17 protein-coding genes are annotated in these 16955 nt (G+C 36.5%); 4 read left to right on the top strand and 13 right to left on the bottom strand.

Annotation, left to right across the window (positions count from 1 at the left end; genetic code table 11):
• Positions 1–7 precede the first annotated feature (7 nt).
• The 7 genes from AC2JF9_RS06140 to helD all read right to left on the bottom strand — a co-directional run bounded on the left by AC2JF9_RS06140 (position 8) and on the right by helD (position 7580).
• Positions 8–1420: a PTS transporter subunit EIIC gene (locus tag AC2JF9_RS06140; protein WP_500726012.1), complete on the bottom strand. Its 1413-nt coding sequence runs from the start codon at positions 1418–1420 to the stop codon at positions 8–10.
• A complete protein-coding gene (locus tag AC2JF9_RS06135) occupies positions 1413–2267 on the bottom strand; it encodes a PRD domain-containing protein (RefSeq protein WP_500726010.1) in 855 nt (284 codons plus the stop codon). The genes AC2JF9_RS06140 and AC2JF9_RS06135 overlap by 8 nt, the downstream gene beginning before the upstream one ends.
• A 25-nt stretch (positions 2268–2292) precedes the next feature.
• Positions 2293–2784: a PTS sugar transporter subunit IIA gene (locus AC2JF9_RS06130; RefSeq protein ID WP_500726008.1), complete on the bottom strand. Its 492-nt coding sequence runs from the start codon at positions 2782–2784 to the stop codon at positions 2293–2295.
• 194 nt (positions 2785–2978) lie between these two features.
• Positions 2979–3551, bottom strand: coding sequence for an elongation factor P (gene efp, locus AC2JF9_RS06125; RefSeq protein WP_500726005.1), 573 nt, complete (start codon positions 3549–3551; stop codon positions 2979–2981).
• Positions 3552–3728: 177 nt separating this feature from the next.
• The gene (gene coaA / locus AC2JF9_RS06120) at positions 3729–4643 is read right to left on the bottom strand and encodes a type I pantothenate kinase (protein WP_500726002.1); all 915 of its coding nucleotides are present in this window, start codon (positions 4641–4643) and stop codon (positions 3729–3731) included.
• 182 nt (positions 4644–4825) lie between these two features.
• Positions 4826–5233, bottom strand: coding sequence for a GNAT family N-acetyltransferase (locus AC2JF9_RS06115; protein WP_500726209.1), 408 nt, complete (start codon positions 5231–5233; stop codon positions 4826–4828).
• A 52-nt stretch (positions 5234–5285) separates the two neighbouring features.
• Positions 5286–7580, bottom strand: a complete 2295-nt coding sequence (gene helD / locus AC2JF9_RS06110) for an RNA polymerase recycling motor HelD (protein ID WP_500726000.1) — start codon at positions 7578–7580, stop codon at positions 5286–5288.
• 188 nt (positions 7581–7768) lie between these two features.
• Here helD and AC2JF9_RS06105 point away from each other — a divergent pair, with 188 nt between their 5' ends.
• The 3 genes from AC2JF9_RS06105 to AC2JF9_RS06095 all read left to right on the top strand — a co-directional run bounded on the left by AC2JF9_RS06105 (position 7769) and on the right by AC2JF9_RS06095 (position 9858).
• The gene (locus AC2JF9_RS06105; RefSeq protein WP_500725998.1) at positions 7769–8401 is read left to right on the top strand and encodes a matrixin family metalloprotease; all 633 of its coding nucleotides are present in this window, start codon (positions 7769–7771) and stop codon (positions 8399–8401) included.
• A gap of 29 nt (positions 8402–8430) precedes the next feature.
• The gene (locus AC2JF9_RS06100) at positions 8431–9075 is read left to right on the top strand and encodes a histidine phosphatase family protein (protein ID WP_500725996.1); all 645 of its coding nucleotides are present in this window, start codon (positions 8431–8433) and stop codon (positions 9073–9075) included.
• 189 nt (positions 9076–9264) lie between these two features.
• On the top strand, positions 9265–9858 hold the full coding sequence (locus tag AC2JF9_RS06095; RefSeq protein ID WP_500725994.1) for a matrixin family metalloprotease: 594 nt from the start codon (positions 9265–9267) through the stop codon (positions 9856–9858).
• Positions 9859–9943: 85 nt separating this feature from the next.
• Here AC2JF9_RS06095 and AC2JF9_RS06090 read toward each other — a convergent pair whose 3' ends face one another.
• From AC2JF9_RS06090 to AC2JF9_RS06065, 6 genes are all read right to left on the bottom strand, one after another.
• Positions 9944–11143: an ABC transporter substrate-binding protein gene (locus tag AC2JF9_RS06090; protein ID WP_500726207.1), complete on the bottom strand. Its 1200-nt coding sequence runs from the start codon at positions 11141–11143 to the stop codon at positions 9944–9946.
• Positions 11144–11514: 371 nt separating this feature from the next.
• Positions 11515–12225: an ABC transporter ATP-binding protein gene (locus AC2JF9_RS06085; RefSeq protein WP_500725992.1), complete on the bottom strand. Its 711-nt coding sequence runs from the start codon at positions 12223–12225 to the stop codon at positions 11515–11517.
• The gene (locus tag AC2JF9_RS06080) at positions 12226–13008 is read right to left on the bottom strand and encodes an ABC transporter ATP-binding protein (RefSeq protein WP_500725990.1); all 783 of its coding nucleotides are present in this window, start codon (positions 13006–13008) and stop codon (positions 12226–12228) included.
• Between the two features lie 3 nt (positions 13009–13011).
• On the bottom strand, positions 13012–13968 hold the full coding sequence (locus AC2JF9_RS06075) for a branched-chain amino acid ABC transporter permease (RefSeq protein ID WP_500725988.1): 957 nt from the start codon (positions 13966–13968) through the stop codon (positions 13012–13014).
• Between the two features lie 8 nt (positions 13969–13976).
• A complete protein-coding gene (locus tag AC2JF9_RS06070; protein ID WP_500725986.1) occupies positions 13977–14855 on the bottom strand; it encodes a branched-chain amino acid ABC transporter permease in 879 nt (292 codons plus the stop codon).
• A gap of 46 nt (positions 14856–14901) precedes the next feature.
• Complete coding sequence (locus tag AC2JF9_RS06065; RefSeq protein WP_500725984.1) at positions 14902–16101, bottom strand: ABC transporter substrate-binding protein; 1200 nt, start codon at positions 16099–16101, stop codon at positions 14902–14904.
• Positions 16102–16595: 494 nt separating this feature from the next.
• On the opposite strand from AC2JF9_RS06065, the gene AC2JF9_RS06060 reads away from it, so the two are divergent.
• Positions 16596–16910 carry a hypothetical protein gene (locus tag AC2JF9_RS06060; RefSeq protein ID WP_500725982.1) on the top strand — a complete coding sequence of 105 codons (315 nt, stop codon included), beginning with the start codon at positions 16596–16598 and terminating at the stop codon, positions 16908–16910.
• Positions 16911–16955: the final 45 nt, after the last annotated feature.

Genomic DNA, 16955 nt, shown 5'->3' with positions numbered 1-16955 from the left:
TTCTCTCCTAATCTTTCTTTGGTTCAACACCAATAATGTATGTTGCAATTGCCGCCACTAATAATGCGATTACACCACTAATGACACCATTAATCAAATTAGCTGAGGAGCCACCAACATAGCCTGTTAAACACATAAAGTTAGCCACTGGAACAACTACATAAGCAGACACGTGAGTAACCGCTGCATAAATCCCACCGGCAAAGCCGCCGAGCATCATTCCCAAGAATGGTTTGCGATACTTAATGCCCAAACCATATAACGCCGGTTCAGTAACCCCACCAATAATATTTGCGATAAAATAGCTGAATGCCAATGATTTTTCCTTTTTATCTTTTAATCGTAAAGAAGCGCCTAAGCTCATCCCAGCAACCGCCATACTCGCAGCAATTGAGCCAAGCATTATGAAGTTGTCATGACCTGTTTGAGCAACTATTGTAATCATTGCACTAATCATTACTAAATGCATTCCAGTCATTACTAAAACTTCCCAAAATGCGCCAATTAGTCCAACTCCAATAATTGCAGCTAGTCCACCAAGTTGACCAAATGATATTATCCCCTTTGAAACATATTCACCTAAGAATCCGCCTAAAGGACCTAATACGCACAAAGAAATCGGTAACATTATTGCTATTGTTAAAGTTGGTGCAAAAATTGTCCGTAACGAAGCAGTTATATGCCTATTAAAGAAACGTTCTATGTAAGACATTATCCAAACAGATAGCAAAATCGGGACAACAGTACTGCCATAATTAGTTAAGTGCATTGGAATACCATAAACTGTAAATGGCTTTCCAGCTGCAACAATTTTTACTAATCCAGGATCTAGCATAATTGCACCAAGAAAAATTCCTAAAATTGGTGAAGTGTTAAATTGCTTTGCAGCTGTGTAACCAATAGCAACTGGAAAAAAGTAGAAACCCGCATCACCAACAAAAGAAAACAGTTGATAAAGATCACTATTAGTCGAGATTACGTTAAGCATTGTTGGTCCTAAAACAGCAACAAGCATCTTGAACATCGATGCAGCAATCAGCATTGGAATCAAAGGTGTCAAGCTACCCGCAATTTTATTTAAAACGGTATTACCAACAGATTTCCATGTCATCTTTTCATGTGCCTTATTTGCTTGATCAATATTTTCATTAATTGGAGCTGCTTCTGTCAAATTTCCAACAGCTACAACTGCATCATAAACTTCATTAACTGTCTGACCTATAATAATCTGATATTGCCCGCCGGAACGAGCCACACCAAGTACACCAGTAATGTTTTTAATCTCATCATCTTTTGGAACACTCATGTCTTTTAGATTAAAACGTAATCTAGTCATACAGTGAGTCACACTAACCACATTAGTTTTTCCTCCAACTTTTTGCACAATTCGTTGAGCCATATCTTGATAGTCTTTACTCATTTTTTTCTCCTTTTTTTTGGTTTGTCTGCGATATCATTCTTTGAACATAAATCATTAAATAAAAGACTTCGTCATCCGTACTAACTGTTTTTAATTTTTTATCAATCTGATTAACAATATCTACTGTACATTGATAAACTCTAGGGTAGCTCTGCTTGAAACTTGATCTAATCAATTTGCTTGATCCATCATCAATTTGTTCATTGCTTTCAACTCGCTTCAGGTAATATCTCAAATGCGTCACAAATCTGTTGTAAATAAACCCACTTCTATTAATTTCTAAACTAAATTGTTTTTCAATTTCTCTAATTGCTAATTCAGTAACAGAATTAAAACTTGCTTCACTTAGCTGCAACGTAGTTACTATCTGTGAGTTAATAAAGTGCATGGCAATTGCAATTTTTTCTTCTTGTGGCAGTTGAACATATAGCTTATCCTTTATTAACATCAAAGCCAGCTCTCCTATTTGATATTCATCAGGGTAAAACGAACGAATATCATAAGAAAAAGGATAGTTAACTTTTATATTATTTTTTGATCGCTCAATAGCAAAACTAATATGATCAGCCAAACTAAATAGAATGTTCTGATTCAGGTCATGCTTAAGCGTATATTGAGCTTTTTGAATAATTTCGGCACTCACATCTAAAATGTTCTCGGGAATTTCTTTCATCAACTTGAAATTATGTGTATCAATTCGATAAAAGGTCATCCTTATTTTGCTCAAATCAGTTAATTCATATGGAATTTTTGGAAAGCCTATTCCCTTACCAAATGCGACTAATTCATCATGATTTTGATCTAAGCAAACTGCCACGTTATTATTGATTTTTTTAATAACTCGCATTTTGCTCCTCTAAGTTTTATAAATGTCATTGCTTAATTATTTCGTCTTGTTCAGCTATTTGGTCGCCAAACTCTTTAACAATACTCCAATTTTGATGATCGGGGCCTAGCTTAGTTAGAATAACCATCGTAGTTAAATCTACTTTTTCATCATTTAAGGCTTCACGATCAAGTTTAACAAGCACTTGTCCTCGTTTGACTTTATTACCTTGTTTTACTTCAGTCGTAAATCCTCTCCCCTGTAAGTTGACTGTATCAATTCCAATATGAAGCAAGATTTCATCACCATCATCGGTAATCAAGCCAACTGCATGCTTACTTTCAGGTAAGGAAGCTACTTCCGCTTCTATAGGAGCATAAATAGTATCTTCTTCATTATTCAATTTGACTGCAAAACCATCACCCATTAGTTTTTGTGAAAAAACAGGGTCATTTACATCGTTAAGATTAATTAATGTGCCTTTAGCTGGTGATGTTATTTTGAATTTTTGTTTATTCTTCTTTAAAAACCGAAACAAAATTATCCTCCAAACAAAAATACTCCTTGAAACACTACTAATCAGAAAGTACGCAAAATACTTCGTCTAATGGTAATGCCTCAAAGAGTAACAATCCACTTTTAATAATTTATATGTATATTATACCTAATAGTTTATTTTATGCAAGCGCTTTTTAAATCGATTTAAATACCAAACAGTTCTCTTTTTAGTTTTTAATTGCCACCTTCAGCTCTTGACTTATAGGTGCCTTCAGTAGTGTTGATTACCAGTTCTTCGCCTTCTTTGATGAAGTCTGGAACTTGAACAACTAAACCAGTTTGCATTGTAGCTGGTTTGCCTGAACCGGTAACAGTTGCCCCCTTGATACCTGGCTCAGTATGTTCAACTTTCATTGTTACAGTTGCTGGAAGCTCAACTCCCAGCAATTTGCTATCGTTAGCAAACTCTAACTGAACTTCAATATTGGGCATCAAGTAAAGTCGGTCGTCACCAAGTTGCTCACTTGAAACTTCATATTGCTCATAGGTTTCAGTATCCATGAAAGTATAAACGTCACCTTCATTATAAAGAAATTGGGCTTTTTTCTTAGTAATCTCAACTAATTCAACCTTTTCCGTTGGGCGCATTGTTTTGTGCACCACAGCACCACTTTCAATATTACGCAAATCCATTTGCATAACAGTGTTGCCTTTTCCTGGTTTATGGTGATTAGCCTTCAAAACGCGAATTAATTTTCCATCTTGACTAAAAACCATACCTTTTTTCAAGTTAATTGCCTGTACCATGTTTTTCTCCTTTTAAATCATCAAAATTATCTATGTCAAAAGAATTGTCGCTGGAGGCAAAGCAAATTTTTTAATTAGTAATAAATAAATCTTGTTCATAGTGTTTAGTATAGCAAAGTTACTTCCGAGCCGATACAGAAAATTAGCTAACTTGTACAACGGCTTAAATATAGAAGGCTAGAACTGTCGCAAATAAATTTCATCAATACGATGACCGCTAGCTTTATGCAAAATCAAGCTAGCGCGCTGCTTTGTAGGCGCAATGTACTCACGTAGGTTAACTAAATTGACCATCTGCCATGTATCTTGCGCTAAGCGCAAGGCATCCTTACGTGGGCCATTAGCCATTTCATAATAAAAATTATCTGGATTATTCTTATTCAGTTCTAGTACGCGAACAAATCGCTGCATAAACCATTTTTCAATCAGATCTTCTTCAGCATCAATATAAATTGAAAAGTCGAAAAAATCACTGGTCACAATGTGCCCATTTGTAGGTAATTGTAAGGTATTAATTCCTTCTACGATTAAAATATCAGGCCGCTCTACATGACCGTATTCACCTGGTATTATGTCACTTAGTTCTTGAGAATATAATGGATAGGCAATGTTTTCCTTACCAGCTAGCACATCTTTAAGAAAGTCTCGAAGTAAGTTCATATTGTAGCTTTCTGGGAAACCTTTGCGGTCGAATAAGCCACGTCGCTTTAGTTCATCATTGGGATAAATAAAACCATCCGTTGTCATTAAGTGCACCTTTAAATTCGCAAAAGTTCTACTAATTAAAACCTGTAACAGCCGAGCGGTAGTGGATTTACCAACAGCAACAGAGCCTGAGATGCCAATAATAAAAGGTGCTGCAGTTACTTTTTGGCGTAAAAACTCACCTTGCTTTTTCTGCAATGCACGCTTTTCTTGATACACTAAATAAAGGTAATTAATTAAACTACCGTATATTTCCTGAACATCTGTCAGGTTAATTACATCCCCCAGCGACTTAATGCTTGCCAATTCTTCTTTAGTGATTTTAACTGGATCATTAGAAGAAAATGACGCCCATTCGTCGCGCTTAAACCGCAAGTAATTCTTCATCTTAAGCCATCCCTTAGTTCATTTTCTATTTATTATAAAGTATAAAATAAAGCTCCTAAGCGTAATTTTCCGACTGTTAACTAAAACGTAAGAAACAAAAATTCTAAGGCTATAGCCACGTCGCTATGTTTTTAAATTGCTATTGTAATAATTAAAAACTCGTGCTTAACCGCACGAGCTTTTTATAAATCGTAATACATCATAACGTGTTTGACGCCTGCCTCAGTGAAAACTTCTCCTTGAGTTTGGTAGCCTAAATAATCATAAAAAGGCTTGGCCTGCATTTGCGCGTGGCAGTATAATCGCTTAACACCATTTTTCTTGAGATAATCATGTACCTGATCCATCATCGCCGTCCCTAAGTTCTGACCACGTGCGTGCTTGCTGACCGCAACCCGGCCAAGCATCCACTTGCCATCTTCTTCAAATATCCGGCAGACAGCTAAAGCGTTAGTCTTTTTTGGATTAAGCAGAAAAACTTGAATGGCATCTAAATCTTGATCATCAAGTTCAGGAGCCGTAATTTTTTGTTCGGTAACAAACGTGTCAATTCTTAGACGCGCAATACAATAAACTTCTCGAGCCGTCATATCGTCAATTTTCTTAAAAACAAATTGTTTTATTTCAGGCACAATAATTCACCTACTTTTCTTCAAAAGTTTGTTTGTCAACTGCTAATAGTGGACTTTTTTCTCCAGTATAAATCACATCAAGCTTATACATTGCTCGCGAAGTAATCGTATAAACCAGCTGGGTTTCATCAACGCGATGGTAAGTTTTCTTTGATGCATCCCACATAATAACCGCATCAAACTCCAGCCCTTTAGCCAGGTATGAAGGCACAACCAAAGTTCCTTCAACAAGACGCTGATTAGCTGTAGCAATTAACGTCACTTTAATATTCCTTTTGTTTAGATTTTCAAATACTTGTTTAGCGCTGTTAAGGTCTTTAGTAATTACTGCCGTAGTCAATTTTTGCTGATTATTATCCCGTAATACTTGATTTAACACTTCTATTGCTTCACTATCATTATTACGTTTCCAAATAACCGGCTTGGGTCCTTGGCGATTGAATGATTCAATTTTTTCACCTTGGCGTAAAACTTGTTTAGTAAAGTTAGTTAGTTGCTTTGTCGAGCGGTATGACTTAGTCAACTGAACAACATCAGTTTTGTCGTGATCAAACAAACTACTAATTTGTTTTAGTAAACTTCTGCTTTCATCTTTGGTAAAAATAGCCTGGTTCAAATCACCTAGCATCGTGAACTTAGCACGTGGGAAATTATACTTAAGGTAACAAATTTGAAAAGGCGTGTAATCTTGAATTTCATCAATAAAAACATAGCGCATCTCAAAGTCAACATGACGACCGGTAATTAGGTCGTAAAGATATAAATAGGCGGAAACATCATTTATATGCATATAGTGCTTTAAGAAGCTTTCTTTGACGCTCTCAATATGTTTTCCCCAGTCTTCTTCACTAACTCCCCATTTGCCAAGATCCGTCATTTTGGGAACCGTACGCAAAAAATTCAGATATTGCGCGCGCATGTTGATAAAATTATTGCGCCTAATCTGTTGGAATACTTTATTTAAAGCCTTGATAACTATCTTACGACTTAAAAATCGTTCTTCTTTTTCCTCAGAATCAAATTCCTGATCTGGGCGATCATAGAGCTCATTTAGTTGCTCTTGGTTCAAACTTTGAATTGTATCTGCAACCCAAGCCTTTTTACTCTCAGAATTAATTTTACGGTTGAGCAGCTTAATCAATTCTTCACGAGTAGCATCGATGCGATTGCTTAAACTGTAATTAGCGTTAAAAGAATAATATATTTCACTGATTTTTTCTTTTTCAAAAAATGGTTTCTTTTTATTGCGAAAATAAATATTTTTAAAAATTACTCCGCCTTGATTCAAGTGTTTAGCATAGCGACTTAATAAATCAAAAAAAGTAGTTGAGTCTTTAAACCGACTAATGGCTGTGTCGGCCGCACTATCTTCAAACTGATCAAATAAGTTTTCCACTGTCATCCCGGGCAACCGGCGCGAAGCAAACTGCCAATAAGTCATTTGAACCATATTTTGTTCACCCATTTCCGGCAGAACATTCTTAATGTAATCATTAAAAAGCTGGTTCGGGCTAAACATAACAACATCACTACTAGTCAAATTTCCTCGGTAGCGATATAGTAAATATGCAATGCGTTGTAAAATAGCAGAAGTTTTGCCAGATCCTGCTGCTCCCTGCACAAATAGCAAGTCAGCACTGGTATTTCTGATGATTTTATTTTGCTCGCGTTGGATTGTAGTCACAATTGACTTCATCTGCGTACTAGATTTTTCGCCGAGAACTTCTAAAAGCATCTGATCACCAATTGACTCATTGGTGTCAAACATATTCACGATTTGCCCATTTTCAATCATGAACTGCCTTTTTTTAGTCATTTCAACGGTAATTTCACCTTCAGGTGACATGTAAGAAACTTTGCCAAGTTTACCGTCGTAATAGATAGAAGAAATTGGTGCCCGCCAATCATAAATCAAAAAATGATTGTTTTTGTCGGCAAACGAGCCAAGACCAATATATATGGTCTCAGGCTTTTGGTTATTTTCTTTAAAATCAATCCGGGCGAAATATGGCTTTTCTTCTAATTTTTGTACCGTACTCAGCTGCCTAGCTTCATGTTGCCAGGCATTTTCTCGTTCATCAAGTAATTGCTGTTGCTGATGAATGGACAAAGCTGTTTCCATCGAGGTAGAGTAGCCATCATAATCTAATTTAACGTCATCAAAAAAGTGAGAATTAAGGTTTTTTGCTTCACCCTCAGCAGACTTAATTGATGAAGATAATTCTGCTTTTTTTGCCCTAATCATTTTTAAGATTTGATCAAGATGCTTTTGCTCAATTTGTTTATCATTCATCGCGTTTGTCATAAAGTCACCTATTTTTCCAAAACTTGCATACTATTTTAACATGAAATCGGATTTATATATAATTCTTGGGCTTATTTGAATATTTTGAAGATAATTCATGATTTTAAAAGTGTTTGCGTTTATAATTGAATTGACGGGACGTGAGTATTTACTGATTATCTTTTATAAAGAATCGGAGCTACTAGATTATGAGTAAATTTCGTTGTTTTTTAAATAAATTGGCCTATTCAGTAATTGCAGCAATTGCAATTAGTAGTTATACTGGTACTATTGCCAACAGCTTTTTATCGACAGGTGCAACTAGCCAAATCGTTTATGCAAAAAAAACGAAGATTCGCAAGGAAGCGGTTGAAAATGCCAAAACATCAGCCAACTGGCGCTGGAAAAAACCAAAAGCAACCGTTTATGTTAACTTAAAAGGAAATCGTAATCTTACTTCGGCCACTAACGCGGCAATTGCAGCTTGGAATGACACCGGCGCCTTCACTTTTACCAAAACTAAAAACAAAAAGAAGGCTGATATTACAATTGGACAAGTGTACAGTCCCAATATTGATTACGCCGGCTATACTACACTTCACTATTACGTGAGTTCCGGATTCCTAATTTCGGCCACTACCAAACTAAACACTTATTATCTTGATAACCATTCAACTTATCATTATAACCGGGAACGAATCATAAATACGGTTGAGCACGAGTTAGGACACGCTTTAGGGCTTAAGCATAATACAGGAACCTCAGTTATGTATCCTACAGGATCAATTTTTTCAATTCAACCAGATGATGTTATGGCAGTCGAAGCGTTATACAAAAACTAAATCTATTAAGAATACGAGCAAATAAGCAAATGAAGAGAATATATATTATTCGGCATGGCCAAACATACATTAATCGCTACAACAAAATGCAAGGCTGGTGTGATACGCCATTAACCGAAAGAGGAGTTAAAGAAGCCGAAACAATCGGTGAAACATTGAAAAGTGTTCCTTTTGATATTGCTTTATCAAGTGATTTAAAACGCGCTAGCGACACTTGCAATTTGATAATCGAACGCAACATTAATCATAATGAAATTCAACATCTTGCCAGTCCACTATTTCGTGAACAATTTTACGGCTATTTTGAAGGCATGGACATAGACATGAGTTGGCAAATGATTGGTGGTCCCCATGGCTATAAAAATCACTACGATTTGTTTAAGAATGAACCACTCGACACAGTCAAAGACTGGATTAAAGAAGCCGACCCATTCCATGATGCTGAAAATGCCAAAGAATACTGGGAAAGACTTAACCAAGGCTTAAAACTAATCACGCAGCTCGATGGAGCTGACAATATTTTACTTGTCACACACGGCTTTACCATTCGCAGTATCGCAGCTAAATTCAGTGACTACGACATTAACGAAGGTCCTCGCAACGCCTCAATTACAGTTATGAATATGACTGATAAGCTTAAAAAAGTTGTTTCTTATAACAAAATGGAAATATAAGCTTTGCTAATAGCAAATATAACTGAACTAATTTAAATCACTTGTTCTAAAAATCAAATTAAAGCCCACTCACTAATTAGGTGAGTGGGCTTTAATTTGTATTTTTCCTATTTTAACTACTCTCTTTAAAATTTACTTTTACTATTTTATTGCTATAATTATTATTAGTATTAAAAATGGAGTCAAAAAATGAAAAAAAAACACCGTATTATCAATAAACTAATCTATGCTATATTAGCGGCAGTAACAATCGGCAGTGCCTATACGGTAACTGATACTAGCACTTCATCTACTGCTCCTAATCATGTTGTTTCGGCAAAAAGCACGAAGCACCGACGATGGAAAAACGCTAGAGCAACTATTTACCTGGATTTAGGTAAAAATAAGGATTTAATTGCTGAAACAAATGACGCTATTAAAGCTTGGAACTCAACTGGTGCTTTTACCTTCGTGAAAACCAAAAAGAGATCTAAGGCTAAAATTGTCGTAGTTCCTTGGTATAATACAAAAACTGATTATTCTGGATACACCACTTGGAATTACAGTCTAAAAACCAAATTAATGTATAATGCGGTCATTCAACTAAATCAATACTACCTGCAAAACTATGCAAATTCGGAAACACTGACTTCCGATGATTGCGTTAACTTAATCGAACATGAATTAGGTCATGCAATTGGTCTTAACCATGTTACTAACCAAGACTCCGTGATGAATCCTACGGTTAAGTGCTCTATTCAGGCAATTGATATTAAAAACGCTAAAAAGATTTATCATAAATAATTTTTCTTTACGTAAACTGTAAAAAGACTCTTAACAACGAATTATCATATTTGTTAAGAGCCTTTTTCTTTGTTTTTTGCTTGTATTATTTGATTTTGAATGAATTGCTTACCTTACCGTTTGTCAGTTCTTCTGTCGCAATCGGCTTTTCAGGATTATGATTCTTGTCAACTGTTATTTTTCCAGCAACGCCGTTAAAATCTTTGATTTTAGCTAAGTTGGCCGCAATCTTGGTCGAGTCGTCTGATTTACCCATTTCGATTGCTTCTTTAATCATGTACACGGCATCATAAGCTAAAGCAGAAAATGTGGGAGCTTCTTCATGATAATGAGCCCGATATGCTTTCATAAATTTCGCAGCAGTTGGATCTTTTGCTGCTACTCGAGTCGAAAACGGTGTTGTATAGAAAATTCTTGAAGCATTTTTAGCACCAGCAATTTGTGCAAGTTTAGGGTCAGCCATTCCGTCACTACCAACAATTGGTACTTTGATACCCATTTGACGAGCTTGCTTGACAATCAAACCAACCTCAGTATAGTATCCCGGAACATAAATTGCATCCACATTTTTGGCTTTAAATGAAGTTAAAACTGCATTGAAATCCTTATCGCCTGCTGAAAAAGTTTGGCTATCAACAATTTTTCCTTTAAATGCATTTTTAAAGGCTTTCGCTAAACCCGTACCATAGTCACTGGAATTATCCGCAAATACGGCAACACGCTTTGATTTTAGCTGATCAAAAACAAATTTTGCAGCACTACCGCCTTGAAAATTGTTCTGATAACAGGCGCGGAAAACAAATGGTTGAACTTTACCATTCTTTTGCATGGTATATTTGGGATCTGTTGCTGAAGGACTGACACTTGGGACAGAGGCTTTAGTGATGTTAGGAATTTGTGCTGTACCAGCATTTGTAGTGGCTGGTCCGACAATAGCTGCAACTTTGTCCTTAGTAGTCAATTGAGAAGCAACCGAAGCCGAAGTAGCTATTGCCGTCTTATTATCCCTGATAATTATCTTAATCTTTTTCTTATGGCCATTAACCTTGATTCCACCGGCTTCATTAATTTCATGAACTGCTAGCTGAATTCCCTGCTTTTCAGACTCGCCATATCCGGCAGCTGCACCAGATAACTCCATGTTTACACCAATTTTGATAGTACCATTATCTTGCTTGGTCCCTGAATTGCTACTGTTTTTAGCAACACTGCAGCCTGCAATCATCATTGCAGCTGCTCCCAGCGTGACAGCGCTCATCACTTTTTTGGCAATTTTATTCATAATCTTCTCCTTCTAACTAACCTTTTTAAACTATTCAATGGCTATAAAAAAACCCCGTTCAACTTAATGAACGAGGCACAGATTAGTTATTGGTTAAGCCCCATTCATCAAGACGCAAATAAGGGCTTAACTTAAATAAATTACAAATTGCAATTCACAGCTAAGTCCTTCTTGACAACAACAAGGCTAACAAATTTTGAGTTTTAGTTACTTCAATGTTTATTTTATTATTAATATTTTTGTTTTTCATTAAAACATCCTCCTCAAAATTTAATTTTATGTTTAGAATTATATGCTTGCTTTGTTTTGATGTCAACCCTAAATCTAAACTATGGAAAATAGTGAAAAAGGCTAACTTTTGTTTTGGGTTTCAATTAACCACCAAAATATACCTTTTGTACTTCGGAATTGGCTAAAAGATCCTGACCCGTACCAGTTAGTTGAACTGATCCAGTCGCAAGAACATAACCACGATTGGCAATTGAGAGAGCCTGTTTGGCGTTTTGCTCAATCAGAAGAATAGTCGTGCCTTTTTGGTTTAACTCTTTTATAATCGTAAAGATATCTTTAATAAATAGAGGTGATAAACCCATTGATGGTTCATCAAGCAGCAACAATTTTGGCTTAGCCATAAGAGCACGTCCGATTGCTAACATTTGCTGCTCGCCTCCAGACAAAGTTGCAGCGTCTTGGTTTTTGCGCTTTTTCAAAATTGGAAAACGAGCAAAAATTTCTTGATAGCTTTCTGCAGCTTCACTACTATTCTTTTGCAAAAAAGCACCCATTTGTAAATTTTCCATGACGGTCATTCCGGCAAAGATATGACGTCCTTCAGGAACCTGAGAAATCCCATCCATCACAATTTGCGGTGCTTTTTCGCGTGTGATGTCTTCTCCCTGATAAATAATCTGACCTTCTCTAGGCTTCAGCAAACCGGAGATGGTTTTAACAATGGTGGACTTGCCAGCACCATTAGCTCCGATTAAGGTAACAATTTCGCCTTCATTAATTTCAAAGCTAACATTTTTAACCGCTTGAATAACACCATAGTTAACAGAAAGATCTTTCACTTCTAGCATTGCCATCTAGTCTTCACCCTCTCCCAAATAAGCCTCAATTACTTTCGGATTTGACTTAATTTCTTCTGGAGCACCAGTAGCAAGTAACTGTCCTTGATCAAGCACATAAATGCGCTCCGCTAAATTCATTACCAATGACATATCATGTTCAATTAATAATACCGTAATTTGAAATTCTTTTTGAATGCGTTTAATAAGATTAGTCAAGTCGGCAGTTTCTTCGGGGTTCATTCCCGCCGCTGGTTCATCTAAAAACAAAACCTGAGGATGTGTAGCCAGTGCACGAACAATCTCTAAACGTCTTTGGGTACCATATGGCAAGTTTTTAGCCAGCGTTGATTCATGAGCAGTTAAGTTAAATATCTCAAGTAACTTTTCAGCAGCGTCTCGCATTTCTTTTTCCGTCTTATAAAAACTAGGTAAACGAAAAACCGTTGTTAAAAATCCTTCTTGATACTCATTGGTCATTGCGGTAAGTACATTATCCATTACGGTTAAATTTTTAAACAGGCGAATATTCTGAAAAGTTCTTGACAAACCTAAATCAGCAATCTGGACAGGGCTCTTACGGGTCAAGTCGTAGCTTTTGCCTTTAACTTGTAAATCAATCTTGCCACTGGTTACTTTAACCATACCCGTGAGAAGGTTAAATAAAGTGGTTTTACCGGCACCATTAGGGCCAATTAGAGCAACTAATTCATGATTGTCTAAGTATAATGAAACGTCATCAACGGCAGTTAATCCGCCAAATTTACGCACTACATGCTCAACTTGCAATAAATGTTCCATGCTCTAGCCTCTTTCCTTTTTTCCAAAATGTCTGGTCAGATTTTTTAATGAAAACTCCCAGTTGCCCAGAAGGCCAGAAGGCTTGAAAATCATAATTAAAATCAGCGCAATAGCATAGATAACCATTCGCAGCGCACCAAAATTCTGTAAAACAGTATCAAGGATGCCAAGCACAATTGCAGCTAAGAAAGTTCCAGTCATACTACCCACTCCACCTAAAACAACTATTACTAAAATCGAAATAGATTCCATAATCCCGAAATTTGTTGGTGAAATAGTTTGTATGTACGAAGCCTGCAAGCTACCCGCAATTGCTGCAGTGGCACCACCTAAAACAAAGGCTGCTAACTTCCATTTAGTAGTATTAATTCCCATTGCCTCAGCAGCAATTTCGTCTTCACGAACTGCCTTGATTGCTCGACCATCGCGTGCTCTAATAAAATTCAATAAAACGACTGTCGTTACACAAACCAAGATATAAACTGTTGGCCATGAACACAGTTGCGGAATATTGAACATTCCGGCCGATCCACCCGTAATTTTTAAATTATTAATTATGTTACGAATAATTTCAGCGGCACCTAATGTAGCGATTGCCAAGTAGTCCCCTTTAAGCCTAATAAAAGTAGCCGTGCCAATGACACCTGAAATAATAACCGCAATTACAATTCCAATTAGCATTGAAATTAAAAAGCCGAGTTCATCACTCATATACTGAGTAATAATTGCCGTAGTATAGGCTCCAATTGCCATAAAACCAGCATGTCCCAGTGAAAATTGACCACTAAAACCAATAATCAGATTCAATCCGGTAGCCAAAATAATGTTAATTCCAATTGCAACCAACATGTTCTCAATAAAATCATCAATCACGCCAACCATAATCAAAGTATTGATTAGATAAAAACCAGCGATCATAATTGCTGTCCAAGATAAAATGTATTTCCAATTTGCTTTCATTTTGCCACCTAGACCTTTTCCTTAGTATTTTTGCCAAAAATACCAGCAGGTAAAAAGAGCAAAATTACAATTAAAACAAAGTAGACGACAGCATCTTTATACGCAGATAAGCCGATAGACTGAAAGAAAGTTTCCAAGATTCCGATTAAGAAGCCCCCTAAAGATGCACCCGGGACAGAGCCAATTCCACCTAAAACAGCGGCAACAAAAGCTTTGATGCCAGGAGTCATTCCCATTAACGGATCAATTTGGTTATAGTACATTCCAATTAAAACACCTGCAGCACCAGCAAGAGCTGAACCTAGAGCAAAAGTGAAAGAGATTGTGTGGTTAACATTAACACCAACCAATTCAGCGGCATCAGGATCAACTGAAACAGCTCGCATTGCCCGACCCATTTTGGTGTTTTTGATGATAATTTGTAGTAAGACCATCAAAATTAAAGCCGTTGCTAAAATTAGAACTTGGATATTAGAAATTAAAATTCCACCTACGTTATAGTTAACCTGCTCAATAACCTGCGGAAAGCTGCGGGCATTGGAGCCGACAAGGTATGACATACCGTTTTCCAATAGAAATGAAACTCCGATAGCGGTGATTAAAACAGCGATACGCGGTGATTTGCGCAACGGCCGGTAAGCAAAATACTCAATCACTACGCCAGAAATTGCACCGACTATCATTGCAGAAAGTAAGGCAATAATGAAGTTAAAGTGCCATAAACTAATTGCATAATATGCAAAGAATGCGCCTAGCATGTAAATATCACCATGAGCAAAGTTAATTAACTTGATAATGCCGTAAACCATGCTATAACCTAATGCCAGCAAGGCGTATATTGAGCCTAGCGACAGGGCGTTTATGATTTGCTGTAAGACTGTTTGCAAATTTGATCGCTCCTTTGAATAAATCTGCTAATTGAATCGGTTTGAATTACTCAATACTGTATGAATTAGTAATCTTACCATTAGTCATTTCTTCAGTGACAATTGGTTTTTCAGGGTTGTGTTCTTTATCGATTGTAATTCTACCGGTAACGCCCTTGAAGTCTTTAATCTTAGCCAAAGCTTCGGCAATCTTAGCTGAATCATCTGATTTTGCTAATTCGATTGCTTCTTTAACCATGTACACGGAATCATATGCTAAAGCAGAAAAGGCTGGAGCTTCTGAGTGATAACGTGCCTCAAATGCTTTCATAAACTTAGAAGCAACTGGATCTTTAGCAGCTACACGAGTTGAAAATGGAGTGGTGTAGAAAATCTTCGTAGCGTTTTTCGGTCCAGCAATTTGTGCAAGCTTAGGATCAGCCATACCGTCTCCACCAACAATTGGCACATTGATTCCCATTTGACGAGCTTGCTTGATAATTAAGCCAATTTCAGTGTAGTAGCCTGGAACGTAGATTGCATCAACGTTCTTTGATTTGAATGAAGTTAAAACAGCGTTGAAGTCTTTGTCACCGGCTGAATATGTTTGACTATCTACAACTTTACCTTTGTATGTTTTCTTAAATGCCTTAGCTAATCCAGTACCATAGTCACTAGAGTTGTCTGCATAAATTGCTACTCGCTTAGCTTTCAGTTTTTGCGTTACAAACTTAGCTGCACTTTCGCCCTGGAAGTTATTTTGGAAACATGCCCGAAAGACATATTTTTGTACTTGACCGTTTTTCTGCAGAGTAAATTTTGGATCGGTTGCTGAAGGACTAACACTTGGAACTGCCGCTTTAGTGATATTTGGAATTTGAGCAGTACCGGCGTTTGTCGTTGCAGGTCCAACAATTGCTGCAACTTTATCCTTGGTGGTTAATTGCGATGCAACTGAAGAAGAAGTTGCAATTGATGACTTATTGTCTCGCATAATCAACTTAATCTTCTTCTTATGTCCATTGACGTCGATTCCGCCAGATTTGTTAATTTCGTTAACAGCTAATAAGATACCCTGCTTTTCCGCGTTACCGTAACCAGCAACTGAACCAGACAGTTCCATATTGACACCGATTTTAACAGTATCCTTATCCTGCTTGGTACCGGAATTGTCGCTGCCGTTTTTGGCAACTGAACATCCGGCCAACATCAAAGCTGCTGCTCCCGCAGTGAGAGCACTCATCACTTTTTTGGTAAATTTATTCATTCTCTCTCTTCTCCTCTTTAACACATGCCTACAAAAAACCTCATTCAACTCGATGAATGAGGTTTAAGTTAGTTATTAGTTAAACCCCATTATCAAGACGTAAACAAGGGCTTAACTTCTACAAATTACTATTTGTAATTTACTTTGGCTAAGTCCTTTTCGACAACAAGGCAATAATTATATTTTGAGCAGCAACCAATTTAACTTTTACTTGTTTATTCGTATGTTCAATTTTCATTAAAGCTGCCTCCTCAAAATTTAATTTAATACTTAGAATTATAAGGATTAAGTAAATACATGTCAAGAAAATTTTACTGTTTTTCTAATCAATTTTGCTTAAACTAACAGAATATATTATTTAAGTTGCATCAAAATAGAATAATCATAATATTATGATAGAAAAATCAGATTTTAAATTACTGATATTACTTTAAATATTCATGTGATGTTTTTAACTTTATGGTAAAATAGGATAGGATGATAGGAGGCAAAAGATGTTTGCAACGGTTTTTTATTGGATTATAATTGCTGCCACCGGATTATGGGGAACATGGTCAGCTGTCTGGTCAATCATTTATATAATTAAGCGTGAAAATGGAAACTTATGGATTTTTGCAATTATCAATGCTCTGGTTTTAGGTTTGCTAGGATTAGTTGACTTAATTTATAGCACTGAAGGAAATCAGTGGTATTGGTTTGCTTCTTCGCGAACAGATATCAGTTTTTTGGTTTATGTGCTTTGGGCTTATTGCGTTCTTGTTATTTTTCAATTTATTTGTGGCTTCACTCGTAGGCCAAAAAAGGCATAATAATTATTTTATCTTGCTCAGCTCATCATGATTGAGCTGAGTTTT

It is taken from the genome of Lactobacillus sp. C449L (genome assembly GCF_059900815.1).
This window is presented reverse-complemented; position numbering and strand designations above follow the sequence as displayed.